The organism is Mesorhizobium sp. IMUNJ 23232 (assembly GCF_044326205.1).
Classification (GTDB): Bacteria; Pseudomonadota; Alphaproteobacteria; order Rhizobiales; family Rhizobiaceae; genus Kumtagia.
The window spans coordinates 64,411-89,690 of record NZ_JBIRCY010000001.1; the positions used below are offsets into that span (position 1 = coordinate 64,411).

Genomic DNA, 25,280 nt, shown 5'->3' on the forward strand with positions numbered 1-25,280 from the left:
CGGCCTGTTTCCAATGGATCGCGGCGGAAGCTGACTGGCGACCCGTCGCGCCACAAACGCCCGCCTGCCCGCTCCGGTATGGGCATTCCCGGACGGCAACACGCATCGCTCTTGACCCTCCTTCACGCTTCGGGCATCGAACCGCGTCCTCGCCGCGCTTCCGAGTCGCGGCCCTTTCAATCGCCGTTCGGAGACAGACATGGCCGAAGACATCACCGAAACCAGCCAGACCGTCGCGGCAGGCCAGCTCAAGGCTTTCATCGAGCGCATTGAGCGACTGGAAGAGGAAAAGCAGACCATCGCCGACGACATCAAGGACGTCTACGCCGAGATGAAGGGCACGGGTTTCGACACCAAGGCCGTGCGGACGATCATCCGCCTGCGCAAGAAGGACGCCAACGAGCGGCAGGAAGAGGAAGCGATCCTCGACCTCTACATGGCCGCGCTCGGCATGGCCTGAATTTTCTCGCGGCCACGTGGTTGGCCGCGCGACGCTTGCCGAGAGCGAAGGCCTCGGTCATGCCGGCGGCAGTGCGCCGCTGTGCGTCAAGCCACGTCGAGGACGATCTTGCCGATGTGCTCGCCCTCTTCCATCCGCTCGTGGGCGCGCCAGGCTTCCTTGAACGGAAAGATCATGTCCATCACCGGCACGACGCGGCGGGCGGTGAGCAGCGGCCAGACCTGGGCCTCCAGAGCCGCCGCGACCGCGCCCTTGAACTCGGTGGTGCGCGGCCTCAGCGTCGAGCCGGTGTGGACGAGGCGCTTGACCATGATCTTCGACACATCGGCGCTGGCCGTCGCCCCCATCTGCGTGGCAATCTGCACGATGCGCCCCTCGACCGCCGCCGCCGAATAGTTGCGGTCGACATAGTTGCCGCCGACCATGTCCAGGATGACGTTGGCGCCCTTGCCTGATGTAAAGGTCTTTACGGCCTCGACGAAATCCTCCATCTTGTAGTCTATGGCGAGATCGGCGCCGAGCGCACGGCAGGCTTCGCATTTGTCGGGCGAACCGGCGGTGGTGATGACCGTCGCGCCAAATGCCTTGGCGAGTTGGATGGCGGCCGTGCCGATGCCCGAACTGCCTCCATGGACGAGCAATGTTTCTCCTGACTTCAGGCCGCCGCGCTCGAACACGTTGTGCCAGACGGTGAAGAAGGTTTCGGGAAGGGCGGCCGCCTCGGTCTTGGTGAAACCCGCGGGCACCGGCAAAGCGTTGGTTTCGTCGACCTTGCAGAATTCCGCATAGCCGCCGCCTGGCGTCAGCGCACAGACCGCGTCGCCGACCCGCCAGCGCTTCACGCCCGGGCCGACTGCCGCCACCGTTCCCGCCACTTCCAGCCCTGGCAGGTCCGAAGCGCCGGGCGGTGGCGGATAGGCGCCCTTGCGCTGAAGCACGTCCGGCCGATTGACGCCGGCTGCGCTCACACGGATCAGGATCTCGCGCCCTTCGGGTTCTGGAACCGCTCGTTTCTCCGGCTTGAGCACCAGCGGCCCGCCCGGCTGCGAGATCGCCACCGCCGTCATGCGCGCCGGGATTTTCGTGTCGTCCGCCATCATCTTTCGCTCCGATCTGTCCTGCCGCCGCAATTGCCTATTGGGTCAGCCCTTATGTAGGGTGTCCGCCGATCTGGCAAACCGGAGGTCGAAGATGGCGATATTCGACGACGAACCACGCAAGCCGGCAAGTGCCCACGTGGTGGGCCAGGACATATCCCTGGTGTCCGTCGATGAACTGTCCGAACGGATCGGGCTGCTGAAAGCCGAGATCGAACGACTGGAGGAAGAACGCGCCAAACGCGGCCAGACGAAATCTGCGGCCGAGGCGCTTTTTCGAAAGTGAGCGAGGTCGTGGGCGACAAGCGCTTAACACTCGTTGTTCAATTTATGTTATAGGATGGCGCGACCAGACAGGAGATTGCGCCGTGAATGTATCGATCGGAAAACGCTGGGAAGACTTCGTCGACGACTTGGTCAAGGAAGGCCGCTACGGTTCGCAGAGCGAGATAGTCAGGGAAGGCTTGCGGCTGGTGGAGGAGCGCGAGGCGAAGCTGAAGGCGTTGCGTGAGACCATTGATGCGTCGATCGCGAAGGGCGGCAGCCATAGCGCCGAGGAGGTCGACGCTTACGTGGACCGGCGCCTCGATGAATGGGAGGCCGCGCGGACACAGGGCTGATCGTGGCCACGCTGCGTTACACCGATGTCGCCCGAGCCGACATCGCGGACATCACGCTCTACATCGCAACGGAAAGCGGCAGCCGCAGAACGGCTGAAAACTTCCGCGCTCGACTTCACCAGAAGTGTCGGCACCTTGCATCACTGCCCGGCACGATGGGGCGGTCGAGGCCGGAATTGCGGCCGGATCTGCGCAGCGTGGCATTCGGAAGCTATGTGATCTTCTTCCGCTATCGAGATGACCTCTTCGAGGTCGTCAACGTGCTGGAAGGGCATCGGGACATTGGAGACTATTTTGCCGGGGATGAGACGTAGCCATCTTCCTCGGTGGTAGGCTCTTTCAGCAACGTTGCTTTCCGCGCTGTCAGGATTGGGCATGAGTTGGCTCCGGGCGCGCGGGCAACCGGCGGAGGTCTATTGCAGACGAAGCAGCCGGCCGGCGGCACCCGGCGTCGTATGTCGTGGTCACGCTATGGACGAAATCGGCTATTGTAACGCCGGTCCCTTCCTCTTCTGATCCGGATTGAATGATGTTTGCGACCTACCGGCCGATCCTTTCCCTGCTGCGCGGCACCGCCTTCCTGCTGGCGGCGTCGGGCCTGCATGGTCTGCTGCTGCCGCTGCGAGGGCAGGAAGAAGGATTCTCGACAACCGTGCTCGGCTTGCTCGGCACGGCCTGGGCAGGTGGGTTCGTTGCGGGCTGTTTCCTTGCACCGCGCCTTGTCAGGCGCGCCGGGCATGTGCGGGCTTTCGGGGCGTTTGCTGCGTCCGGCGCGATCATCGCGCTGCTGACCGGGCTGATGATCCATCCCGTCGCCTGGATCATCCTGCGCGCCGCCACCGGCTTCACCATGGCGGGCGCCTTTATGGTCATCGAAAGCTGGCTGAACGAGAAGGCGACCAACGAGAACCGCGGCACGGTCTTCGGCCTCTACATGATGGTGACCTATGCCTCGATCATGGCCGGCCAGATGATCGTCGCGGCGGGGGACGTGCGTTCCGATTCGCTGTTCATGGTGGCCGGCATCTTCTTCTGCCTCGCCCTGCTGCCGACCGCCATGTCGACGGCCGCGACGCCAAAGCCGCTGCAGGACGTCTCGCTCGACGTCAGAAGCCTGTATGCAAACTCGCCGGTCGCCTTCTTCGGCTGCCTGCTGGTCGGCGTGGCCAATGGCGCCTGGGGCACGCTGGGCGCCGTCTACGGCGCCCGCATCGGCATAACCACGGCCGAGATCGCGCTGATGATGAGCCTTGTCGTCGTCGCCGGCGCCGCCATGCAACTGCCTGTCGGCCGCGTCTCGGACCGGACGGACCGGCGCTACGTGCTCGCCGCTGCCTCGCTGGGCGCGGCGCTGTTCGGCCTGCTTGTGTTCTTCGCCACGCCACGCGGCGGCGTAACGGTCATCGTCATGACCGCCTGCTATGGCGCGCTCGCCTACACGCTCTATTCGCTGGCGGTGGCGCACGCCAACGATCATGCGAGTCCCGAAGATTTCGTGAAAGTGTCGGGCGGCCTGCTGCTGCTCTACGGGTTCGGCACGATGATCGGCCCGCTGCTGGGGTCATTGCTGATGAGCTGGATGCGGCCGGAGAGCCTGTTCCTGGCGACGGCCGCCGCGCATATCGCGCTAGCCGCCTACACGCTGCTGCGCATCTCGAAGCGCGCGCCGGTGCCCGTCGATGCCCGCGAGGCGTTCAAGACCATGCCGTCCGAGCGTGGCGCGACCCCCGAAGCGGCGCGGCTTGATCCGCGAATCAAGCCCGAACAAGACGGTTGAGTATTTTCGGGACTTGCCGCACCATTAGGTCATGCTCACTGACGCGTTCGCGGCAATTGCAGACCCACACCGGCGACATCTGCTGGAAGAACTCCGGCGCGGGCCGAAGACGGTCGGTGAATTGGCCTCCGGCCTGCCGGTGTCGAGGCCGGCGGTCTCGCAGCATCTGAAAGTCCTGCTGGATGCCGGGCTGGTGAGCGCCAGGGCCGAGGGAACGCGGCGCGTCTATGCCGTCAGCGAAAACGGCTTTCTCAAACTGAACATCTGGCTGGATCAGTTCTGGACGGCATGAGGCCGACCCAAGCATAAATCGGATTGCCAACGCCTCGACATTCTGTCGAGCAGCGATGTGAAGGCTCGCAGATAAAAACCAACTACCGCCCTAGCGGCAAGAATTGCCGCCGGGCGCCGGGAAACGTTTCTGAACCGATGTCTGGCTCAGTGCGTGGTATGCCTCAATTTCTCCATTTCGTCTTTCAGTGCCAACTTGCGTCGCTTGAGGGTCACGATTTCGAGATCGTCCACCGACGGATGGCTCAATGCCTCGTCGATCTGGCGTTCGATGTCGCCGTGTTTCCGCTGAAGTTCGTCAAGGTGGTGGGCAAGAGACATGCTTGCTTCTCCCTTCATGGTTTCCTCGATCGCACGCCATACCGCGGCTACCGCCCATGCCGCCGTGTGACGGTACGGTGACACTCTGCCACCAGATTGCGGCAATGTCGAATGCGATCTGGTAGGATTTCCTGAAACGGCGAAATATGGTATTGGGTTCGCGCCGGGCGGCCCAGCACGACCGGACCCGCCTCATTTGGCGCCCGGCGCCGGAATTTCGTTGACGGAAACCCATGTCGGACCAGGATCAGACCGAGATTCGTCTCGAGTTCGCCAAGCTCAAACAAGAACATGCCGATTTCGACGCCGCGATCAACGCGATGATCGCCATGGCCTGCGATCCGCTGCAGATCCAGCGCATGAAAAAGAAGAAACTGGCGATCAAGGACCGGCTGGTCACGCTGGAAGACCGGATTATCCCCGACATTATCGCGTGAGCGGCCCGGCGTCGCGCGCATTGATCATGCGCGCGACGTCATTTCGGGCAGCCCGGAGTTCCCGCCTGCTGGCCTTCAGCGCTTCGGCAGCCACTTCTTTTCGATTCGGCAGACCATGGTGAAGGCCGGGTCGAAGACGTTGCCGACGTCGTAACGGACGACCTGTCCCATGAGGTGGCTGGCGGCTTGCGGGCTCAGGCCGTAGTCGCCGGTCAGCCAGTTGAACATGTCGGTCGTCGCATGCTGCAGCGCCTGGTCGAGCGGCCTGGCGTTGCCCACCGAAAAGATGTCGGTGGCGCTCTCGCCACGCGGCCAGACAAGATTGCAGTGCTTTTCGACGGTCAGGCGAATCTCGACGTCGAAGCAGGTCTCGATGCCGGTGCCGACGATCTCGCCGTCACCCTGCGTCGCGTGGCAGTCGCCGAGGAAGAACAGGGCGCCGGGCACGGCGACGGGGAACCACACGGTCGCGCCTGGGCCAAAACCCCGGTAATCCATGTTTCCGCCGTTCTCGGCGCTGGTCGCGGTGGAGAAGGCCTGGCCGCCGCCCGGCGCCACACCGAAGCAGCCGATCATCGGTTCCAGCGGCAGGACGAGGTGCTCGAGGCCCGGCACGGCGGGCTCCGGGGTGGCCGTCAGCGCCTGCCGGTCGATCCGCCAGTTCGTCTTGTCGCGCGGCGGCAGGCCGCGGACGAATTCCGGGTCGACGACGTTGCCCGCCAGCGACGCCCGGGTCCATCCCGTGGCGCGGATCGGCGTCATCCGCAGGATTTCGACCTTCAGCGCGTCGCCCGGCTCGGCGCCGGTCACGAAGATCGGGCCGTTCATCGGGTTCGGCTCGGGGGCGCGCTTGACGCCGTCCTTGTCGATGCCGTGAGCGTCGATCGTTTCGGTGATCACCGTATCGCCCGACGCGATGGTGAGGGCGGGAGGCAAGGTGCCCAGCACATTGTGCCAGTGGGTGGCGCTAAAGCGATGCGTTGTCATGGTCGAAGGCGTAGCCAAACGCCTCTGTCGCCGCAAGCGTGCGTCAAGCCATTCGCCGGACCTGGAACAAAGTCGCCGCCGGAACATGCTGCCGGTGGTGGCAACAGGCCGTTCCGCGCCGGCTATCCTTGCGAGCCTCCCGGAATTCCGTTATGCGCCGCATTCCGTACGATCGGGGATACACCGTGACCGAACGCAGAGCCGATGTGGCGATCATCATGGGCAGCCAGTCCGACTGGGCGACCATGAAACATGCCGCCGAGACGCTGGACGCGCTCGGCGTGCCGCATGACGACCGCATCGTCTCGGCGCATCGGACCCCGAAACGGCTTTATGATTTCGCCACAGGCGCAAAGGCAGCCGGCCACAAGGTGATCATCGCGGGGGCCGGCGGAGCGGCCCATCTGCCGGGGATGACGGCGGCCTTGACCTCACTGCCGGTGTTTGGCGTGCCGGTGGAATCCAAGGCGTTGTCCGGACAGGACTCTTTGCTTTCCATAGTCCAGATGCCGGCAGGCATTCCCGTGGGCACGCTGGCGATCGGGCGGGCCGGCGCGGTGAATGCCGCGCTGCTGGCCGCCGCTGTCCTTGCCCTCACCGACGAGGGGCTGGCGGCACGGCTGGAGGACTGGCGCTCGCGGCAGACCGCCGCCGTGGCCGAGGCGCCATCCGACGCATGACAAAGCCGCTTCAGCAAAATTCGACCATCGGCATCATCGGCGGCGGCCAGCTCGGCCGCATGCTGGCGATGGCCGCGGCGCGGCTGAGCTATCGCACCGTGATCCTGGAGCCGCAGGCGGATTGCCCGGCCGCGCAAGTTGCTAACAGGCAGATAGTCGCTGCCTATGACGATCCGGCCGCGCTGGACGAATTGGCGCATGTGTCTGCCGTCGTGACCTACGAGTTCGAGAACGTGCCGGTCGCCGCCGCCGAACGGCTTGCGGCCTCCGTTCCAGTTTTTCCGCCGCCTCGTGCGTTAAAAGTGTCGCAGGATCGGCTGACCGAAAAGACGTTTCTCAACGACATCGGCGTGAAGACCGCCGATTTCCGGGCCGTCGGCAGCGATGGCGATCTCGCCGCCGGGCTGGCAGCGTTTGGCGGCAGCGGCATATTGAAGACACGGCGGCTGGGTTATGATGGAAAAGGCCAGCGCCTGTTCCGCGACTTCGCGGACGATCCGGCCGGCGATTTCGCCGCGATGGGCGGCGTGCCGCTTATCCTCGAAAAATTCGTGCCGTTCGACCGCGAGATTTCGGTGATCGCGGCGCGCGCGGCGGATGGCGCAATCGCCGCTTTCGATCCCGCCGAAAACGTGCACCGGCACGGCATCCTCCATAGCTCGACTTTGCCAGCTTCTGTTTCGCCGGCGACCGCGAAGGCGGCGACCGAGGCGGCGTTCTCCATACTTGAGGCGCTGGACTATGTCGGCGTCATTGGCGTCGAGTTCTTCGTGCTGGGCGACGGCGGCCTGCTTGCCAACGAGATCGCGCCGCGCGTTCACAATTCGGGGCACTGGACCGAAGCCGCCTGCGCGGTCTCGCAATTCGAACAGCATATCCGCGCCGTAGTTGCCCTGCCGCTGGGAGACGCGCGCAGGCATTGCGACTGCGTGATGGAAAATCTGGTCGGCGACGACGTTCTTCGCGCGCCGGAGTTGCTGCGGGAGCCCGATCTGGTGCTGCATCTCTACGGTAAGGCGGAAGCCCGGCCCGGCCGCAAGATGGGACATTTCACGCGGCTGCGGCCGACCTGAAGTAAGCCGGCGAAAAACTGCCGCCTATACGCCTCGGACTATGACGCGCCTTTCAGGCTGGCAGGGATTCCGATGACATTTCCCACGCCAAACGAATCGTCCGCAGACGCACGGGGCACCTGTAGGAAATGTTGAACGGGCGGTTTACCCATTCGACACGAAACTGTCATGCAACTGTTACATAGGCTCGTTAAGGCCTCTCCGCGTGACGCCGATGACAGGCGTGCTAGCCAAATTTTCCGACAGGAGCAGGCCCCATGAAAAAAGCTATCCTCACAGCGTCGGCTGCGGCCTTGGCGCTTGCCGCCTCGGCCGGCTATGCCGCCGCGCGCGACCAGATCCAGATCGTTGGATCGTCCACCGTGTTTCCGTTCACCACCGCTGTCGCCGAGAAGCTCGGCCAGGGCGGCAAGTTCAAGACCCCCGTGGTCGAATCCACCGGCACTGGCGGCGGCATCAAGCTGTTCTGCGGCGGCGTCGGCGAGAACACCCCCGACTTCACCAATGCCTCGCGTGCCATCAAGGACAGCGAGCTTGAGACCTGCAAGGCCGCCGGTGTTACCCCGGTCGAGATCAAGGTCGGTTTCGACGGCATCGTGCTCTCCAACTCCAAGGCCGGTGCGGTTGCGGACCTGACGAAGGAAGAGATATTCAAGGCTCTCGCCAAGAACGTCGCCGTCGACGGGAAGGTCGTGCCCAATCCGTACAAGAACTGGTCTGACATCGACGCGTCGCTCCCGAATTCGAAGATCGAGGTTCTTGGCCCGCCGCCCACGTCGGGCACGCGCGACGCCTTCGTCGAACTCGTGATGACCGAAGCCTGCCAGGAAGAGGTCAAGGCCGCGAACGCCAAGGCCTGCGGCGAAATCCGCGAGGACGGCGCTTTCGTCGAAGCCGGCGAGAACGACAACCTGATCGTACAGAAGCTCGAAGCCAATCCGGCCGCCTTCGGCATCTTCGGCTTCTCCTTCCTCGACCAGAACGCCGACAAGCTGCAGGGTCACAAGATTGACGGCGTCGAGCCGACCTTCGAGAATATTGCGTCGGGCAAATATGGCGTGTCGCGCTCGCTCTTCATCTACGCCAAGAAAGAGCATGTCGGCACGATTCCCGGCATGGAAGAGTTCATCGCCGAATACACTTCTGACGCCGCCTGGGGTCCCGAGGGCTATCTGGCCGACAAGGGCCTGATCCCGCTGCCGGACGACCAGCGCGCCCAGTCGGCCGCTGACGCCAAGGCTCTCAAGGGCATGGGTTCCTGATAGGCTTCAAATGGCCGGCCCGGGCGAGAGACTTGCCCGGGCCGGCTGTTCCGTGCTCGGAAGGCCGGATGTTTGATCCGGGAAGGTGTGCGTCCTTGAAAACGGCGGATTCGAGTTCCTGAAAATGGTCAGCTACCTCGTCCTTGCTCTCATCGCTCTTTTCATAGTCGTATTTTTTGTCGGGCGTTCCCGCGCGATTGCCTGTGTCGACGGTGAAGTCGCCAAGCTCCATTCGCTGCCCGGCCAGCACGGTATGTTCCTGGCGCTCGTGTCCGCCGGGCCTGCTCTTCTTGCCGTCATCGTCTGGGGCATCATAACGCCGGGAATTGAAGCGTCGGTCGTCGAAAACCGTTTCGCGGCGGAACTTGCTGGCATGGGCGTGCCGCAGGTGGAGGCTTTCCTGCGCGACGCCCGCGCGATTGCCTTCGGCGGGGTCGTCGGCTTCACCGACGCGACGAAGGAAGCGGCGGCCGCGGTTTTCAAATCCGCTCACGCGACGAGTAGCTGGGTCATCCTGGTTGTGGCGGCTGCGCTTGCCGTGGCCGGATTCCTCTGGGCCTATTCCAGAATCGCGCCGGCCTATCGGTCGCGCCACGTCGTCGAGCGTATCGTCCGTGTTTTCCTGATCGTCTGTTCCGCTGTCGCGATCCTGACGACGATCGGCATCGTCCTGTCGCTGATTTTCGAATCGTTCCGCTTCTTTGAGCAGGTACCGTTCTACAAATTCCTGTTCGGCACGCATTGGAGCCCGCAAAGCGCCTTCACCGGCGCGGGCGCTCAGGCGGGCGATGTCAATACCGAGATTTTCGGCATCGTTCCGCTGTTTGTCGGCACCTTGCTGATCACGTTGATTGCCATGCTGGTCGCGGCCCCCGTGGGGTTGATGGCCGCTATCTATCTCTCCGACTACGCTTCAAAGCAGGTGCGCGCGGTCGCTAAGCCGGTCCTCGAAATACTCGCCGGCATCCCGACCGTCGTCTATGGCTTCTTCGCCGCGCTCACCGTGGCCCCGTTCTTCCGCAATCTCGGCGAAAGCGTCGGACTGAGCGTGGCGTCGGAGTCCGCGCTGGCGGCGGGCATCGTCATGGGAATCATGATCATCCCCTTCGTTTCATCTCTGTCCGACGATGTCATCAATGCCGTGCCCCAATCGCTCCGCGACGGCTCGGCCGGCCTTGGCGCGACCAAGTCGGAAACGATCCGCAAAGTGGTCATCCCCGCCGCGCTCCCGGGCATCGTGTCGGCTATGCTGCTCGCGGTCAGCCGTGCCATCGGCGAGACGATGATCGTGGTCATGGCGGCGGGCCTGGCGGCCAACCTGACGCTCAATCCGCTCGAAGCGGTAACGACGGTGACCGTTCAGATCGTCACGCTCCTCGTGGGGGATCAGGAGTTCGACAGCGCCAAGACGTTGGCTGCCTTCGCGCTCGGACTGGTCCTGTTCTGCATCACGCTTGCCCTCAACATCGTCGCGTTGCGCGTCGTCCAGAAGTATCGAGAGCAATATGACTGACACCACCGCCTTTCCCGGCATCGCAACCCGTCCGACGAGCATCCATACAGACGACACGGCCAAGGCGCGCCTCAAGAAGCGTTATGCGGCCGAGTTGCGCTTCAAATGGCTGGGCGCCGGAGCGGTAGGGCTCGCCGCCCTTTTTCTCATTCTGTTGCTGTCGACGATCGTCACTGAGGCGATCCCGGCGCTGCGCATGAACTATCTGACGCTGCCGCTTGATCTTTCGGCCGCCAAGGTGGATCCGGCCAAGCTCGATACGGTCAACTACGATGCCATCGTTCAAGACGCCCTGGCGGCGAAGGTTCCCGATGCGAGCAGCCGCCAGGACCGGCGGCTGGTGCGCGGCCTCGTCTCTACGGGCGCCGGTCTGCTGCTGCGGCAAGACATCGCCAAGGACCCGTCCATGCTCGGCAAGACGGTCGACTACGCCGTTCCTGTGGACGATTTCGCCGACCTCTATTTCAAGGGTCTTCTTGCCGACGCCGGCAGCGTGTCGGCGTTGACAGGCGAGGTGACCGCCTCGGCCGACAGCGGCGACGTCGACGTGACCTTCTCAAGCGATGCGATACTGGCGATCGCCCGCGGCGCCGGCGCTACGGAAGGCGAGGGCGGCGTGCTGCAGCTAACCAGCGGCGCTTCCTCGCTTCTCGTCGAGATGAACGGTGGAACGGTCAAGCTCACGCAACTCGCGAAGGGCGCCGATGGCGGAGTGGCTGCGAAAGGCCTGGTTCTTAAAAAGCTGTCGGGCACCGCACCCGCGGCGAACGGCACCGCCTCTCTGCGGATTATCGACATGCCGGAAAGCTCGCGCAAGATTTCCGACAAGGAGATCGTGTGGCTCGATGCCCTCAAGGCGCAGAACCTCGTCGAGAGCCGGTTCAACTCGATCTTCTTTTTTTCCGGCGCCAGCCGCGAACCCGAGCTTGCCGGCGTTTGGGGCGCTATCGTCGGTTCGTTTCTCACCATGGTCGTGACGCTGGCGATCGCTTTCCCGATCGGCGTCGCCGCCGCGATCTATCTGGAGGAATTCGCGCCGAAGAACCGGTGGACGACCCTCATCGAGGTCAACATCAACAATCTCGCCGCCGTTCCCTCGATCGTCTACGGCCTGCTCGGACTTGCCGTGTTCCTGAATTTCTTCGGCCTGCCGCGCTCGGCGCCGCTTGTCGGCGGCATGGTGCTGGCGCTGATGACGCTGCCGATCATCATCATCGCGTCGCGCGCCTCCATCCGAGCGGTGCCGCCGTCGATCCGCGAAGCGGCGCTGGGCATCGGCGCGTCGAAGGTTCAGACTGTGTTCCATCATGTGCTGCCGCTGGCGATGCCGGGCATCATGACCGGCACGATCCTTGGCATGGCGCATGCGCTCGGCGAGACGGCGCCGCTGCTGATGATCGGCATGGTTGCCTTCATCGTCGACATACCCGGCGGATTCACCGACCCGGCGACGATTCTGCCTGTGCAGATATTTATGTGGGCGGATTTTCCGGAGCCCGGGTTCCAGCAGAAGACATCCGCCGCGATTCTCATCTTGCTGGCGTTCCTGATCGTGATGAACGCCATAGCTGTCATCCTGCGCAAGCGCTTCGAGCGCCGCTGGTAAGGGGTAGAGGGACATGAACATCATGACGGAAGCCAAGGTCGAGCAGAAGCTTCGGGACCAGTCGGTCGGTCCGGCGATCAAGGTAAAGGGCGAGAAGGTCACCGTTCATTACGGCCAGAAGCAGGCGCTGTTCGACGTCAATCTCGACGTGCGCGAAAACCAGGTGACGGCGCTGATCGGCCCGTCGGGGTGCGGCAAGTCGACCTTCCTGCGCTGCCTCAATCGCATGAACGACACGATCCCGATCTGCCGCGTCGGCGGCAACATCACCCTCGATGGCGAGAACATCTACGACCCGAGGATCGACGTGGTCGAATTGCGCGCCCGCGTCGGCATGGTGTTCCAGAAACCCAACCCGTTCCCGAAGTCGATCTACGAGAATGTCGCCTACGGCCCGAAGATCCACGGCCTCAGCAAGAGCAAGGCCGATCTCGACGGCATCGTTGAATCCAGTCTGCAGAAGGCGGCGATCTGGAATGAGGTCAAGGATCGTCTGCACGAGCCCGGCACCGGGCTTTCCGGCGGCCAGCAGCAGCGCCTCTGCATCGCCCGCGCCATCGCCGTGTCGCCGGAAGTCATCCTGATGGACGAACCCTGCTCGGCGCTCGACCCGATCGCCACCGCCAAGGTGGAGGAGCTGATCGACGAATTGCGCGCCAACTACACGATCGTCATCGTGACGCACTCGATGCAGCAGGCGGCGCGCGTGTCGCAACGCACCGCCATGTTCCATCTGGGCTACCTGGTCGAGGAAGGGGCGACGGACAAGATGTTCACCAACCCCGACGACAAGCGCACGCAGGACTATATTACCGGCCGCTTCGGCTGATCCGGCTCAAGGAACACGAGAATGCGCGAACATACCGTTGCCTCGTTCGACGAGGATCTGGAACAGATCGACCAGTTGATCCGCGACATGGCCGATCTGTCGAGCTCGATGGTCGGCGATTCGATCCGGGCGCTGCTGCACACCGACACGGCAGCGGCGCAGCGGATCATTTCCGAAGACACCGTCATGGACGCCAAGCAGCGCGAGCTGGATGACCGGGCTATCACCTTGATCGCCAAGCGCCAGCCGATGGCGCAGGATTTGCGCGCCGTGTTGGGCGCCATCCGCATGGCCGGCGACCTCGAGCGCATCGGCGATCTCGCCAAGAATGTAGCCAAGCGCGTTGGCGCGATCGGCGAGGGCGCCACGCCGCGCGGTCTGTCGCACGGCATCGACGACATGGCGACGCTGGTGCTCGCCCAGATCAGCGGTGTGATTGCCGCCTATACCGGACGCAAGCCGGACGAACTCGACAGGCTGCGCGCCGAAGACGAGAAGATCGACCTCAAATACACTTCGGTGTTCCGCGAATTGCTGACCTACATGATGGAAGACCCGCGCAACATCACCACCTGCACGCATCTGCTGTTCTGCGCCAAGAATCTGGAGCGCATCGGCGACCACGTGACCAACATTGCGGAAAACGCCTATTATGTGCTGACCGGCTCGCAGCTTCCGGCGAACCGCCCGAAACTCGACGAGACGGCGACGACCGTCCTCGCCGAATAATTTCAAGCGAGGTGCGATGATCGCTCCGAAGGTCATGGTGGTCGAGGACGAAGAACCGCTCGGCGTCCTCCTCCGCTACAATCTGGAATCGGAAGGTTATCAGGTCGAGGTCGTCATGCGCGGCGACGAGGCTGAGATACGGCTCCAGGAAAACGTGCCGGACCTGCTGGTGCTCGACTGGATGCTGCCGGCCGTCTCCGGCATCGAGCTCTGTCGGCGGCTCAGGATGCGGCCGGAGACCGAGCGGCTGCCTATCATCATGCTGACGGCGCGCGGCGAGGAGAGCGACCGGGTGCGCGGGCTGGCCACCGGCGCCGACGACTATCTGGTAAAACCGTTCTCGACGCCGGAATTCGTGGCGCGGGTGAAAGCGCTGCTGCGGCGCGCCAAGCCGGAGGTGCTGTCCTCGGTGCTGAAGGTCGGCGACATCGTGCTCGACCGCGAATCGCACCGGGTCTACCGCAAGAAGAGCGAGATCAGGCTTGGGCCGACCGAGTTCCGGCTGCTGGAATTCATGATGCGGCATCCCGGCCGGGTATTCTCGCGCGGGCAACTGCTCGACAATGTCTGGGGCGAGACGATCTACATCGACGAGCGCACCGTCGACGTGCATGTCGGACGGCTGCGCAAGGCGGTGAACACCGGCCGCCTGCCTGACGTCATCCGCACCGTGCGCGGCGCCGGCTACTCCATAAGCGAAGAATGATTGCCCATCCCGTCGCGGTTTCGCGGCGGGCGTCATTCTCGCGCAATCTTCTTCCCCGACAGTGCGCGGCGCGCTCCCGGCCGGCATTAGCGTTTTGTTATCCTTAATTCGATACTTTGGCAGGCATGAAGCCTGCGGGAAACCATATGCAAATCCTGTCCAAGAATCGGAACATCGCCGAGATGGACGCCCTCATGGATGCCCAGGACGACCGCAAGACAAAACTCGTCGACCGGCGCGCCATCCAGGAATCGGTTTCGTATCTAAGAAGTCACGGCTTCGACGCCGAAGAGGTCCAGCGCTGCCTGGTGCGGTATTTCTACGTCGACCTCGACCTGCTCAACGAAGCGCTGACGGAACACTAACCGCCTCGGCGGTCTCAGCGAGATCAATGTGGCCGGCTCTGGCCAGGTGTCTTGGCGCTGACATCGACGCCGATATGCGGCGGCGGAGCGCGATGGACCTTCCGGCGTCGTGTAGCCCTTGCGACAGCCTTGTCTTCGCTGCTGTTTTCCTCGACCAGCCGGCGGCCAATTCGATAGGCCACATATCCGGCCAGCGCGGCGGCGGCCAAACCGAAGCGGGTCATTTCATTGTCCTCCGTCTTTTTGGCTTTCCTGAAGATGCATCTGCCGGAACGGGTTCGGCTTCAGCGTCGGGCGCCATGTATTTTGCGGCGAGCCGTGTCGCCACCACCGCCAGACCGAGCCGGACAAGCCATTTGATCATCGAAAAATCTCCATTCGCTCCAGCGGAAACTCGCATGTGCGAGAAGAAGTTCCGGGATGATCGTCCGGCGCTTGGGACTCCCTTCTTGACCTGGCAAAGATTGCCGTGCGACTTTTCTGCCACCCGCGCGTTGAACCAGCCAACGGAGGAAGACCCGATGGCGAAGACAGCGAAGCAAGAAGGCCAGTTGGCGGCAGGCCAGGAACTCGAGGTTAAGCATCTGGCGGAAACGACCGACCTCTCGCCACGCCAGGCGCGCGAACTTCTGAAGCGCCACGGCAACGATTGGGAAAAGATCCGCAAGGAAGCGGAAACGTTCAAGGCCGAGGGGTAAGACATGGCGGGCTTCGAAGGACGCACCGCCGATCCGCCAATCTCGGAGGGAGCCCGCCTTCTTCTTGGTCCAGCCGCGAATTAGGGGCGATAACGGCCGCGAACCGCGCTAAGGACAGCGCGGTTCCTTCACTCGCATACCGAGCCCGATGTCTTCTCAAACCGCGACAGCCGCAAGCCAGCGCTATGCTGCCTTCCGGCACCGCCCGTTCCTCGCCTTCTGGTCGGCACGTTTCCTGGCGACGTTCTCGACCCAGATCGTTTCCGTGGCTGTAAGCTGGCAGGTCTACGACCTGACGAGAGATCCTTATGATCTCGGGCTTGTCGGCATCGTTCAGTTCATCCCATCGCTGCTGCTCGTGCTTGTCACCGGCGCTATTGCTGACCGGTTCGGGCGCCGTTTTGTCATGGGACTGGCGGCAATGCTTGAGGCGGCATGCGCGCTGGCGCTGCTTTTGCTTACGCTCCGTGGATTGAACAGCGTCATGCCTGTTTTCGCGGTGCTAGCCATGTTCGGCGTTGCGCGCGCCTTCTTCGGCCCGGCCGCCGCTTCGCTGGTCGCCAATCTGGTACCGCCCGAGGATTTCGCCAATGCCGTCGCATGGAATTCGTCCGCCTGGCAGACTGCGACGATCGTCGGGCCGGTTGCCGGCGGCCTGCTCTACGGCATTTCGGCCGAGGTAGCCTACGGTTTGGCCACGCTGCTGATGGTGGCCAGCGCGATATTGATTTTCGTCATTCCCAAGCCGGCCCGGCAGGCCGGTGCGGAACGCCCGTCGCTGGATACTCTGTTCGCCGGGTTCCGCTACATCTGGAGCGAAAAGGTCGTGCTGGGCGCCATATCGCTCGACCTCTTTGCGGTGCTGCTTTCCGGTGCGGTCGCCCTGCTGCCGGTCTATGCACGAGATATTCTCGATCTTGGGCCGTGGGGACTCGGCATGCTGCGCGCTGCGCCGGGCATCGGCGCCCTGCTGGTTGCCGTCTGGCTTGCCGGCCATCCGCTGCGCGACCGTGCGGGCATCATCATGCTCGTGTTTGTCGGGCTGTTCGGTGCCTTCACCATCGTATTCGGCGTCTCGACGATCACCTGGGTATCGATCTTCGCGCTCGCCATGCTCGGCGCTACCGACATGGTCAGCGTCTATGTGCGCGAGACGCTGATTCAGTTGTGGACGCCGGATGAGGTGCGCGGTCGCGTGAACGCGGTCAATATGGTCTTCGTCGGAGCGTCCAACGAACTCGGCGAATTCCGCGCCGGAAACATGGCTTCCTACATCGGCACGGTTCCCGCTGTTGTTTTCGGCGGCGTAGGCGCCATTGCAGTCGCGGGGCTGTGGGCGTGGCTGTTCCCGAAACTGCGCAACATCCGCAGCCTTGCGGGGCGGGAATGAGGCTGTAAGCTCCCTGCGCTCGCCGTTGCCTTCAAAACCAGGCCGGCCGGACGTTTATCCCCCTGTCGCATTTGCGTGGGAAATTACGCGGCAAATGTTTCTGTTGGCCGGTGCGTCGATCCGGCGTAGGGATGCCGCCGCAAAAGGACCCGCGTGGGCGCGTTTCCGGGGAAATGCGCCCTCATCCAAGAGAAGGTAGACTATGCGCGTATTGATGGTTGGCGCCGGCTATGTCGGGCTGGTCTCGGCGGCCTGTTTCGCCGATTTCGGACACCAGGTCGTCTGCATCGACAGCGACGCGGCCAAGATCGACGCCTTGCGCGGTGGAAAAATCCCGATCTACGAGCCGGGCCTCGGCGACCTGGTCTCGGCCAATCTCAGGGCAGGGCGGCTGAGCTTCGATACCGATCTCAACAAAACCATCGCCGATGCCGAGGTGGTGTTCATGGCGGTCGGCACGCCGTCGCGTCGCGGTGACGGCCATGCGGACCTCAGCCACGTCTATGCCGCCGCGAGGCAGATCGCCGGCGCGCTGCGCGGCTTCACCGTCATCGTCACCAAGTCGACCGTCCCGGTCGGCACCGGCGATGAGGTGGAACGCATCATTCGCGAGACAAATCCGGGTGCCGATTTCGCGGTCGTGTCCAATCCAGAATTCCTGCGCGAAGGCGCGGCGATCTCTGACTTCAAGCGGCCCGACCGCATCGTCATCGGCATGGACGACGAGCGGGCGCGGGCCTGCATGGCGGAGGTCTACCGGCCGCTCTACCTCAACGCCGCGCCGATCATGTACACGTCGCGCCGCTCCGCCGAACTGATCAAATACGCCGCCAATGCCTATCTGGCGATGAAGATCACCTTCATCAACGAGATGGCCGACCTCTGCGAGGCGCTCGACGCCGATGTGCAGGACGTGGCGCGTGGCATCGGGCTCGACCAGCGCATCGGCTCGAAATTCCTGCATGCCGGGCCGGGTTATGGCGGCTCGTGTTTTCCCAAGGATACGATGGCGCTGGCCAAGGCGGCGCAGGATGCCGCCAGCCCGGTGCGCCTTGTCGAGGCGACCGTCGCCATCAACGATTCGCGCAAGCGGGCGATGGCCCGCAAAGTGACGGCGGCCTGCGGCGGCGAGGTGCGTGGCAAGACGGTCGCGGTGCTCGGGCTAACCTTCAAGCCGAACACCGACGACATGCGCGAGGCGCCGTCGCTGGCTTTGATCCAGGCGCTGCAGGACGGCGGCGCCCGCGTGCGCGCCTATGATCCGGAGGGCATGGAAGGGGCAAAAACCCTGCTCGACAATGTCGATTTCGGAAAATCGCCCTACGAGATCGCCGAAGGCGCGGACGCGCTGGTCATCGTCACCGAGTGGGACGCGTTCCGGGCGCTCGATCTCGAGCGGATCGGCAAGACGATGAAAGCACCGGTGCTGGTGGACCTGCGCAACATCTACAAGCAGGACGAGGTGGAGAAATACGGTTTTGCCTATACCAGCGTCGGCCGGCCGAGGGCCAAGCGGGCGGCGTGAGCGACGGTTTGGAGCGAGGAACTGCGATGAGCGAACGGAGCAGGCCGTCGGCACGGGCGGACTACCGGATGTTCCGGACCATCCAGACGCGCTGGATGGACAACGACGTCTACGGCCACATGAACAATGTGGTCCACTATTCGCTGTTCGACACGGCGGTGAACGGTTGGCTGGTCGAGAATCGGCTGATCGATTTCCACGGCGGCGAGACCGTGTTTTTCGTCGTCGAAACCGGCTGCCGTTATTTTTCGGAGCTTGCTTTTCCGGACGTAGTCGCAGCGGGAATCAGAGTGACAAAACTCGGAACGTCATCCGTGCGCTACGAGATCGGCCTGTTCCGAAACGACGAGGATGTCGTGGCCGCCGAGGGGTTCTTCGTGCATGTCTTCGTCGATCGCGCGACACGCAAGGCGACAGTTATCACCCCCGAATTGCGCTCGGCGCTTGAGGCCATTTCCGCCTGATCCAAACCGGCGATTTATGACAGTTTGACTTTTGTCAGTAGCCGTGACTATTGTCGAAGCCGGAGGAAACATGCCCATCCGTCCGGCGGAACAGATCATACACAAGGCCGCGTGGCTCTACTATTCCCACGGCCTGCGGCAGGACGAGGTGGCGCGCGAGCTCAACATCTCGCGGGCGTCGGTCGCCATGTATCTGCGCAAGGCGCGCGATACCGGCATCGTCACCATCTCCACCTCGACCCAGCTTTTCGCCGACGACGTGCTGGCACGCGAGCTCGAGGACGCACTGAAGCTCGACGCCGTGTGGGTGGTGCCGGACAGCACGCATTCGTCCGATCCGACCGCCGACATACCGCTGGTCGCCGCAAACGTCTTTCTCGGCCTGATCACGCGCGGCGCCCGCATCGGCGTCGCCTGGGGGCGGACCGTCTACACCATCGCCGACCAGATGGCCCATGCCGATCTTCAGGGCGTGACCGTGGTGCAGCTCTGCGGCAATCTCGGTGCGCCCTACTCCTACCGGCCCGACGAATGCACGATGGAGATCGCGCGGCGACTTAACGCCAAGGGCCTGAATTTATATGCGCCGCTTGTGCTGAGCACGGAAGAGCTGGCGTCGATGCTGCGCGCCGAACCCGTCATCCGCGAGCAGCTCGACGGAATCCGCACCTGCGACCTGGCGCTGTTTTCGATCGGCACCGTTGGCGCCGACAGCCATATCGTCAAATGCGGCGCGGTCGATCTCGACGAACTCGGCGAGTTGCATGCGGCCGGAGCGGCCGGCGTCATTGCTGGGCGGGTCATCGACCGCCGGGGGACGTCGCTCGATTGCGCCTACAACCGCCGCCTGATCTCCGCCGACATCGAGTCGCTGCGCGCCATTCCGAAGCGGCTGGTGGTGGTGCAGGAAGACAGCAAGTTCGAGCCGCTGAAGGCCGCTCTCGCCGGAAAACTATGCACCCATCTCGTCGTCGGCGCGGGCATGGCGCGGCGGCTTCTCGATTTCGCGCGCGCCGGGCGCGAGACCTGATCATCAACGGTCATGACCGGCCGCTCATCCAAAACGCCGCGTGACCTCAACCGCCAACCGATACCGGGACGAAGACGATGAAGAATTTGTGGAATGACGCCGAGGCTGAAAGACTGGTCGAGGCCTATGCGAAAAAGGGCGTCGGGCGCGAATTGGCGCTGCGCGTCTACACGACCCGCCTGCTCGGCGGCGACCCGCGGCTGGTGCTGCATGGCGGCGGCAACACGTCGGTCAAGGAGGTGATGACCGACCTCGTCGGCGACGAATGGGACGTGCTCTGCGTCAAGGGCAGCGGCTGGGACATGGGTGTGATCGAGCCACAGGGCCTGCCGGCGGTTAAGCTGAAGCCGCTGCTCAAGGCGCGCAAGCTCGAAAAACTTTCGGACGAGGACATGGTGGCGCTGCAGCGCGCCAATCTGATCGACCCGAACGGCCCGAATCCCTCAGTGGAGACGCTGCTGCACGCCTTCCTGCCGCATAAATTCGTCGACCACACCCACTCGACCGCCATCCTGTCTCTGATCGACCAGGCGGACAGCCAGCCGATCTGCGAAAAAGTGTTCGGCAAGACGTTCGGGTTCGTGCCCTACATCAAGCCCGGCTTCGATCTCGCCAAGGCAGCGGCCGAGGTTTTTGAGCAGGACACATCGGTGATCGGCCTGATCCTCGACAAGCACGGTATTTTTACCTTCGGCGATACAGCGCAGGAGGCCTACGACCGGATGATCGATGCGGTCACCCGCGCCGAGGAGTATGTGGCGAAGGAGGGCAAGCCGGCGGGCGCGCCCGCCGCGATGCCGGCCAGCCTGGCGAAAGCCTCCGACATCGCGCCGATGCTGCGCGGCGCGGTCGCGGTGTCGAAGGGTGAAGGCCGCTTCGACCGGATGATCAGCGATTTCCGTACCTCGCCGGCGATCCTCGACTTCCTGCGGGGGCCGCGGCTGGAGGCGCTGGCGAAGACTGGCGTGTCGACTCCCGACCTGTCGATCCGCATCAAGACCGGGCCGATGGTGCTGCCGGCTCCGGACGCCGCCGACCTGAAAGGTTATGAGGCCGCGGTGCGTGAGCGGGTCGCAGCGTTCGCCCATCTCTATGAAGATTACTTCACCAGCAACGACGCGCGCGACGACGTGAAGCGCACGATGCTCGATCCGATGCCGCGCCTGACGCTGGTGCCGGGGCTCGGCATGTTCGGTCATGGCCGCACGCTGAAGGACGCGAAGATCGCCTCCGACGTCGGCGAGATGTGGATCGAGGCGGTGAAGGGCGCGGAAGCCATCGGCACCTTCCAGCCGCTAGCCCATTCCGACCTTTTCGAGCTGGAATACTGGTCTCTGGAGCAGGCGAAACTTGCCGCCAACAAGCCTAAGCCGCTGACCGGGCAGGTGGTGCTGGTCACCGGCGGGGCCGGCGCGATCGGCGCGGCGACGGCAAAACTCTTCGCCGACTATGGCGCGCACGCGGTAGTGGTCGATCTCGATGCCGAGCGCGCCGCCGAGGCGGCCAAGAAGGCGGGCAACCAGTCGATCGGCGTCGGCTGCGACATCACCAATCCCGTGGCGCTGCGTGCAGCGTTCGACCGGGCGGTCGAGGTTTATGGCGGCCTCGATATATTGGTGTCGAACGCCGGTGCGGCCTGGGAAGGGGTGATCGGCGATCTGGACGACGCGCTGCTGCGGAAAAGTTTCGAGCTGAACTTCTTCGCTCATCAGAACGCGGCGAAAAACGCCGTGCGCATCTTCAAGCAGCAGGGCACGGGTGGCGTGCTGCTATTCAACACCAGTAAGCAGGCGATCAATCCGGGCGCAAAATTCGGCGCCTACGGCCTGCCCAAGGCGGCGACGCTGTTCCTGTCGCGCCAGTATGCGCTGGAATACGGCCCCATCGGCGTGCGCTCCAACGCGGTCAACGCCGACCGCATCCGCTCCGGCATCCTGACCGCCGACATGATCGCCAGCCGCTCCAAGGCGCGCGGCCTGTCGGAGAAGGACTATATGTCCGGCAATCTGCTCGGCCAGGAGGTCACCGCGCAGGACGTGGCGCAAGCGTTCCTGCACCACGCGCTGGCCGAGCGCACCACCGCCGACGTGACCACCGTCGACGGCGGCAACATCGCGGCGACGCTGCGATAGAGTTTGCGAAGGCAGTTTCGTTTTGCCGCTGGAAGTGCTATATTTGTAGCACTTCCAGCGGAGACTTATAATGTCGGTTACATCGAAAATCCGTCGCCAGGGTGGCGCGGCTGTGATCACCATCCCGCCGGCGCTCCTCAAGCTGATGGACCTTGACGTTGGTTCTCAGGTTTCCCTCACCGTATCCGAGGGAGAACTGATCGCTCGGCCTGTGAGGCATTCTCGCAAGCGGTATTCCCTGGATGAACTGCTTGAGGGTTCCGAGGTTTTGACCGAATTGAATGCTGAAACCGAATGGGCGCGCGAAGGCGAGTCGGTTGGGCGCGAAATCTCTTGATGGTGCGAAGCAGCGTACCGCGCCGGGGCGACGTCTTCTGGATCGATCCGAATCCGATTTCAGGCCGGGAGATGAAGGATCGGCATCGCTTCGTTGTTATTACACCTCGCGAGATCAATGCGCTCGGTGTCAGCATGACGGTGCCGATCACCACTGGAGGCATGTATTCCCGAAATGTCGGTCTAGCGGTGCCGGTCATCGGACACGAAACGACCGGCGTGGCGGTATGCAATCAGGTCCGGAGCTTCGATATCGAGGCCCGTGTGCGAGCCGGCACAGCACGTTATGTGGAAACGTTGGATGACGCGACAACCACCGAGATTGTCGCGCGCGTGGTCAGTGCGATCGATCCGGAAGAATAGCCGCTTTTCTGCTCAAGCGTCGGCATGGCGTCGCGGATTGGAATGCCGAAGAGCGAGTTTGCAGCAATTGTCACCTCAATTGACAATTGCCAAAGGCATTTCTAGTTTGCGGCGGAATGCTGTCGCGCTGCAAAGCCGATAGTCGGGGAGGATTGAATGACGGCACATGATGCCTTCAAGGCGTTGACGGTAGAAACGCTGCCGGCGCGGCTGGGCGGCCTGGAGGCTATGCAATCGCGGCTTGGCGCCGATTCGGCCGCCTGGCGGGTGCGCGAGGTGGGCGACGGCAATCTCAACCTCGTCTTCATCGTCGAGGGGCCGGCGGGCGGCGTGGTGGTCAAGCAGGCGCTGCCCTATGTCCGCCTCGTCGGCGATTCCTGGCCGCTGCCGCTGAAACGCTCCTTCTTCGAGTATCACGCGCTGACGCGACAGGAAGCGCGCAATCCGGGCTCGACGCCGAAGATTTTCCATTTCGACGAGGCGCAGGCGCTGATCGTCATGGAATATCTGTCGCCGCACATCATCCTGCGGCGCGGGCTGATCGCCGGCAACATCTACCCTAAGGTCGGCCGCGACCTCGGCCTGTTCATGGCGCGCACGCTGTTCCGCGGTTCGGACTTCCACATGGAGACGAAGCAGCGCAAGGCCGATCTCGCGCTGTTCGCCGACAATGTCGAACTTTGCGATATCACCGAAAACCTCGTGTTCTCCGATCCTTATTTCGACGCGAAACTCAACCGGCATACATCGCCGCAGCTCGATCCGCTCGTTGAAGAACTGCGCGCCGACCGCGACCTGAAAGTCGAGGCGCAGCGCTTAAAACATCTGTTCGCGGCCAATGCCGAGACGCTGGTGCATGGCGATCTGCATACCGGCTCGATCATGGTGACCAACACCGACACGCGCATGATCGATCCGGAATTCGCCTTCTACGGGCCGATGGCCTTCGATGTCGGCATGGCGCTGGCAAATTTCTGGATGGCGTTCTTCTCGCAGCGCGGCCACGAGAAGGCGCCGGGCGACCGCGCGGCCATGCGCGCGTATCTGCTCGATGTCGTCATTGAGGCGTGGTCGGTTTTTCGGGCCGAATTCTCGCATCTGTGGCGCACCGAGCGCACTGGCATCCTCTATCAGAAGAGCCTGTTCGAGGATCAGGGCGATGTTCTCGCCTCCGAGCAGGCGCTGGACCATGTGCTTCATCAACTCTTCGACGACATGCTGGGGTTTGCCGGCGTCGAATGCCACCGCCGCATCCTCGGCCTCGCCCACAACGCCGATTTCGAGACGATCGAGGACGCCGACCTGCGTGCCTCCTGCGAGGCCAAGGCGCTGCGTTTCGGCCGGCATCTGGTGGTCAACCGCCGGAACATCCACGGCATCGAGGAAGTTAACAATCTGGCCAAGCTGATCGAGAAGGAGCCAGCTCTATGAAGGTCGGCGACACGCATTACCGGACTATCTGGCTGAACAAGGATGGCCGCTCGGTCGACATCATCGACCAGCGCTGGCTGCCGCACGCTTTCCGCGTCGAGACCGTGGATACGGTGGACGGCATCGCCACGGCGATCCGCGACATGTGGGTGCGCGGCGCGCCGCTGATCGGGGTGACGGCGGCCTATGGCGTCGCCTTGCAGATGGTGGAAGACCCTTCGGATGAGGCGCTGAAAGCCGTCTGGCACAAACTTCACGAAACGCGCCCGACCGCCATCAACCTGCGCTGGGCGCTGGACGAGATGACGCGCTTGCTGAAAACCTTGCCGGCTTCCGAACGGGCCAAGGCTGCCTATAGGCGCGCCGCGGAGATCGCCGACGAGGACGTCGAACTCAACCGCTCGATTGGCCGCAACGGCCTGAAAATCATCCAGGACATCGCGGCGCGCAAGAAGCCAGGCGAGAGGGTGAACGTTTTGACCCATTGCAACGCCGGCTGGCTGGCGACCGTGGACTACGGCACGGCGACCGCGCCGGTCTATCTCGCGGTGGAGGCCGGAATCCCGGTGCATGTCTTCGTCGACGAGACGCGGCCGCGCAACCAGGGCGCACAGCTTACGGCGTGGGAGATGGCAGGGCACGGCGTGCCGCATACGCTGATCGTCGACAATGCCGGCGGGCACCTGATGCAGCACGGCGAAGTGGACATGGTCATCGTCGGCACCGACCGTACGACCGCCAATGGCGACGTGTGCAACAAGATCGGCACCTATCTGAAGGCGCTCGCCGCCGCGGACAACGGCGTGCCGTTTTATGTCGGGCTGCCGTCGCCCACCATCGACTGGACCGTGGCCGACGGGCTGAAGGAGATCCCGATCGAGGAACGCTCCGCCGACGAGGTGTCGCTGGTGTGGGGCCGCGCCGGCAATGGTGAGATCGCGCAGGTCCGCATCTCGCCGGACGCGACGCCGGCCCGCAACCCCGCCTTCGATGTTACGCCGGCACGGCTGGTGACCGGGCTGATCACCGAACGCGGCGTGGCGAAGGCTTCGCGAGATGGGCTGCTGGAGCTCTTCCCGGAGCGCCGCCGGGCGGCATAGGGGCCTCGTTGGACGGCCTGTTTGAAGTCGGCGAAGGTTTTGGCGGAGGTGTTCCCCC

Annotated in this window: 29 protein-coding genes; 26 read left to right on the forward strand and 3 right to left on the reverse strand. The window is 63.6% G+C overall.

Going from position 1 to position 25,280, the window contains the following annotated elements:
* Window positions 1-199 precede the first annotated feature (199 nt).
* Window positions 200-460 (forward strand): DUF2312 domain-containing protein, encoded by a 261-nt coding sequence (locus tag ACH196_RS00335; protein WP_308060297.1) that lies wholly within the window; start codon window positions 200-202, stop codon window positions 458-460.
* 86 nt (window positions 461-546) lie between these two features.
* On the opposite strand, the gene ACH196_RS00340 is transcribed toward ACH196_RS00335, so the two are convergent.
* Entirely contained in the window at window positions 547-1,557 is a 1,011-nt protein-coding gene (locus ACH196_RS00340; protein WP_396644423.1) for an NAD(P)H-quinone oxidoreductase, read from the reverse strand.
* A gap of 94 nt (window positions 1,558-1,651) precedes the next feature.
* Between ACH196_RS00340 and ACH196_RS00345 the strand changes: the two genes are divergently transcribed.
* The 5 genes from ACH196_RS00345 (at window position 1,652) to ACH196_RS00365 (ending at window position 4,246) form a co-directional block, all read left to right on the forward strand.
* Complete coding sequence (locus tag ACH196_RS00345) at window positions 1,652-1,843, forward strand: DUF1192 domain-containing protein (RefSeq protein WP_396643937.1); 192 nt, start codon at window positions 1,652-1,654, stop codon at window positions 1,841-1,843.
* 82 nt (window positions 1,844-1,925) lie between these two features.
* Window positions 1,926-2,177, forward strand: coding sequence for a type II toxin-antitoxin system ParD family antitoxin (locus ACH196_RS00350; protein ID WP_396643939.1), 252 nt, complete (start codon window positions 1,926-1,928; stop codon window positions 2,175-2,177).
* Between the two features lie 2 nt (window positions 2,178-2,179).
* Entirely contained in the window at window positions 2,180-2,491 is a 312-nt protein-coding gene (locus ACH196_RS00355; protein WP_396643940.1) for a type II toxin-antitoxin system RelE/ParE family toxin, read from the forward strand.
* A 215-nt stretch (window positions 2,492-2,706) separates the two neighbouring features.
* The gene (locus ACH196_RS00360; protein WP_396643942.1) at window positions 2,707-3,954 is read left to right on the forward strand and encodes an MFS transporter; all 1,248 of its coding nucleotides are present in this window, start codon (window positions 2,707-2,709) and stop codon (window positions 3,952-3,954) included.
* A 31-nt stretch (window positions 3,955-3,985) separates the two neighbouring features.
* Window positions 3,986-4,246: an ArsR/SmtB family transcription factor gene (locus tag ACH196_RS00365; RefSeq protein ID WP_396643944.1), complete on the forward strand. Its 261-nt coding sequence runs from the start codon at window positions 3,986-3,988 to the stop codon at window positions 4,244-4,246.
* A 146-nt stretch (window positions 4,247-4,392) separates the two neighbouring features.
* Here the strand turns inward: ACH196_RS00365 and ACH196_RS00370 are convergent, their stop codons facing one another.
* Complete coding sequence (locus tag ACH196_RS00370) at window positions 4,393-4,566, reverse strand: YdcH family protein (RefSeq protein ID WP_396643946.1); 174 nt, start codon at window positions 4,564-4,566, stop codon at window positions 4,393-4,395.
* A gap of 233 nt (window positions 4,567-4,799) precedes the next feature.
* Between ACH196_RS00370 and ACH196_RS00375 the strand changes: the two genes are divergently transcribed.
* Window positions 4,800-5,003 carry a YdcH family protein gene (locus ACH196_RS00375; RefSeq protein WP_396643948.1) on the forward strand — a complete coding sequence of 68 codons (204 nt, stop codon included), beginning with the start codon at window positions 4,800-4,802 and terminating at the stop codon, window positions 5,001-5,003.
* A gap of 75 nt (window positions 5,004-5,078) precedes the next feature.
* Here ACH196_RS00375 and ACH196_RS00380 read toward each other — a convergent pair whose 3' ends face one another.
* On the reverse strand, window positions 5,079-5,990 hold the full coding sequence (locus ACH196_RS00380; RefSeq protein WP_396643950.1) for an acetamidase/formamidase family protein: 912 nt from the start codon (window positions 5,988-5,990) through the stop codon (window positions 5,079-5,081).
* Between the two features lie 185 nt (window positions 5,991-6,175).
* On the opposite strand from ACH196_RS00380, the gene purE reads away from it, so the two are divergent.
* From purE to mtnA, 19 genes are all read left to right on the forward strand, one after another.
* Window positions 6,176-6,670, forward strand: a complete 495-nt coding sequence (gene purE / locus ACH196_RS00385; RefSeq protein WP_396643951.1) for a 5-(carboxyamino)imidazole ribonucleotide mutase — start codon at window positions 6,176-6,178, stop codon at window positions 6,668-6,670.
* On the forward strand, window positions 6,667-7,743 hold the full coding sequence (locus tag ACH196_RS00390) for a 5-(carboxyamino)imidazole ribonucleotide synthase (RefSeq protein WP_396643952.1): 1,077 nt from the start codon (window positions 6,667-6,669) through the stop codon (window positions 7,741-7,743). Before purE ends, ACH196_RS00390 begins: the two co-directional genes overlap by 4 nt.
* Before the next feature lie 257 nt (window positions 7,744-8,000).
* Window positions 8,001-9,005: a PstS family phosphate ABC transporter substrate-binding protein gene (locus ACH196_RS00395; protein ID WP_396643954.1), complete on the forward strand. Its 1,005-nt coding sequence runs from the start codon at window positions 8,001-8,003 to the stop codon at window positions 9,003-9,005.
* A 124-nt stretch (window positions 9,006-9,129) separates the two neighbouring features.
* Window positions 9,130-10,518 (forward strand): phosphate ABC transporter permease subunit PstC, encoded by a 1,389-nt coding sequence (gene pstC / locus ACH196_RS00400; protein ID WP_396643956.1) that lies wholly within the window; start codon window positions 9,130-9,132, stop codon window positions 10,516-10,518.
* Window positions 10,511-12,124 carry a phosphate ABC transporter permease PstA gene (gene pstA / locus ACH196_RS00405; protein ID WP_396643958.1) on the forward strand — a complete coding sequence of 538 codons (1,614 nt, stop codon included), beginning with the start codon at window positions 10,511-10,513 and terminating at the stop codon, window positions 12,122-12,124. Before pstC ends, pstA begins: the two co-directional genes overlap by 8 nt.
* Window positions 12,125-12,137: 13 nt before the next feature.
* Window positions 12,138-12,953, forward strand: coding sequence for a phosphate ABC transporter ATP-binding protein PstB (gene pstB, locus ACH196_RS00410; protein ID WP_396643960.1), 816 nt, complete (start codon window positions 12,138-12,140; stop codon window positions 12,951-12,953).
* A 21-nt stretch (window positions 12,954-12,974) separates the two neighbouring features.
* Window positions 12,975-13,682: a phosphate signaling complex protein PhoU gene (gene phoU / locus ACH196_RS00415; protein ID WP_396643962.1), complete on the forward strand. Its 708-nt coding sequence runs from the start codon at window positions 12,975-12,977 to the stop codon at window positions 13,680-13,682.
* A gap of 16 nt (window positions 13,683-13,698) precedes the next feature.
* On the forward strand, window positions 13,699-14,388 hold the full coding sequence (gene phoB, locus ACH196_RS00420) for a phosphate regulon transcriptional regulator PhoB (protein ID WP_396643964.1): 690 nt from the start codon (window positions 13,699-13,701) through the stop codon (window positions 14,386-14,388).
* A gap of 146 nt (window positions 14,389-14,534) precedes the next feature.
* Entirely contained in the window at window positions 14,535-14,753 is a 219-nt protein-coding gene (locus tag ACH196_RS00425) for a hypothetical protein (RefSeq protein ID WP_396643966.1), read from the forward strand.
* Window positions 14,754-14,845: 92 nt separating this feature from the next.
* Complete coding sequence (locus ACH196_RS00430; RefSeq protein ID WP_396643968.1) at window positions 14,846-15,451, forward strand: hypothetical protein; 606 nt, start codon at window positions 14,846-14,848, stop codon at window positions 15,449-15,451.
* 148 nt (window positions 15,452-15,599) lie between these two features.
* Complete coding sequence (locus ACH196_RS00435) at window positions 15,600-16,841, forward strand: MFS transporter (RefSeq protein WP_396643970.1); 1,242 nt, start codon at window positions 15,600-15,602, stop codon at window positions 16,839-16,841.
* 202 nt (window positions 16,842-17,043) lie between these two features.
* Entirely contained in the window at window positions 17,044-18,366 is a 1,323-nt protein-coding gene (locus ACH196_RS00440) for a UDP-glucose dehydrogenase family protein (RefSeq protein WP_396643972.1), read from the forward strand.
* Window positions 18,367-18,392: 26 nt separating this feature from the next.
* Entirely contained in the window at window positions 18,393-18,830 is a 438-nt protein-coding gene (locus ACH196_RS00445) for an acyl-CoA thioesterase (RefSeq protein WP_396643974.1), read from the forward strand.
* 70 nt (window positions 18,831-18,900) lie between these two features.
* Entirely contained in the window at window positions 18,901-19,860 is a 960-nt protein-coding gene (locus ACH196_RS00450) for a sugar-binding transcriptional regulator (RefSeq protein ID WP_396643976.1), read from the forward strand.
* A 77-nt stretch (window positions 19,861-19,937) separates the two neighbouring features.
* Window positions 19,938-21,992: a bifunctional aldolase/short-chain dehydrogenase gene (locus ACH196_RS00455; protein ID WP_396643978.1), complete on the forward strand. Its 2,055-nt coding sequence runs from the start codon at window positions 19,938-19,940 to the stop codon at window positions 21,990-21,992.
* A gap of 70 nt (window positions 21,993-22,062) precedes the next feature.
* Complete coding sequence (locus ACH196_RS00460; protein WP_396643980.1) at window positions 22,063-22,329, forward strand: AbrB/MazE/SpoVT family DNA-binding domain-containing protein; 267 nt, start codon at window positions 22,063-22,065, stop codon at window positions 22,327-22,329.
* Window positions 22,329-22,691, forward strand: a complete 363-nt coding sequence (locus ACH196_RS00465; RefSeq protein WP_396643981.1) for a type II toxin-antitoxin system PemK/MazF family toxin — start codon at window positions 22,329-22,331, stop codon at window positions 22,689-22,691. The genes ACH196_RS00460 and ACH196_RS00465 overlap by 1 nt, the downstream gene beginning before the upstream one ends.
* 156 nt (window positions 22,692-22,847) lie before the next feature.
* Window positions 22,848-24,122 (forward strand): S-methyl-5-thioribose kinase, encoded by a 1,275-nt coding sequence (gene mtnK, locus ACH196_RS00470; protein WP_396643983.1) that lies wholly within the window; start codon window positions 22,848-22,850, stop codon window positions 24,120-24,122.
* Window positions 24,119-25,222, forward strand: coding sequence for an S-methyl-5-thioribose-1-phosphate isomerase (mtnA, locus tag ACH196_RS00475; protein ID WP_396643984.1), 1,104 nt, complete (start codon window positions 24,119-24,121; stop codon window positions 25,220-25,222). The genes mtnK and mtnA overlap by 4 nt, the downstream gene beginning before the upstream one ends.
* Window positions 25,223-25,280: the final 58 nt, after the last annotated feature.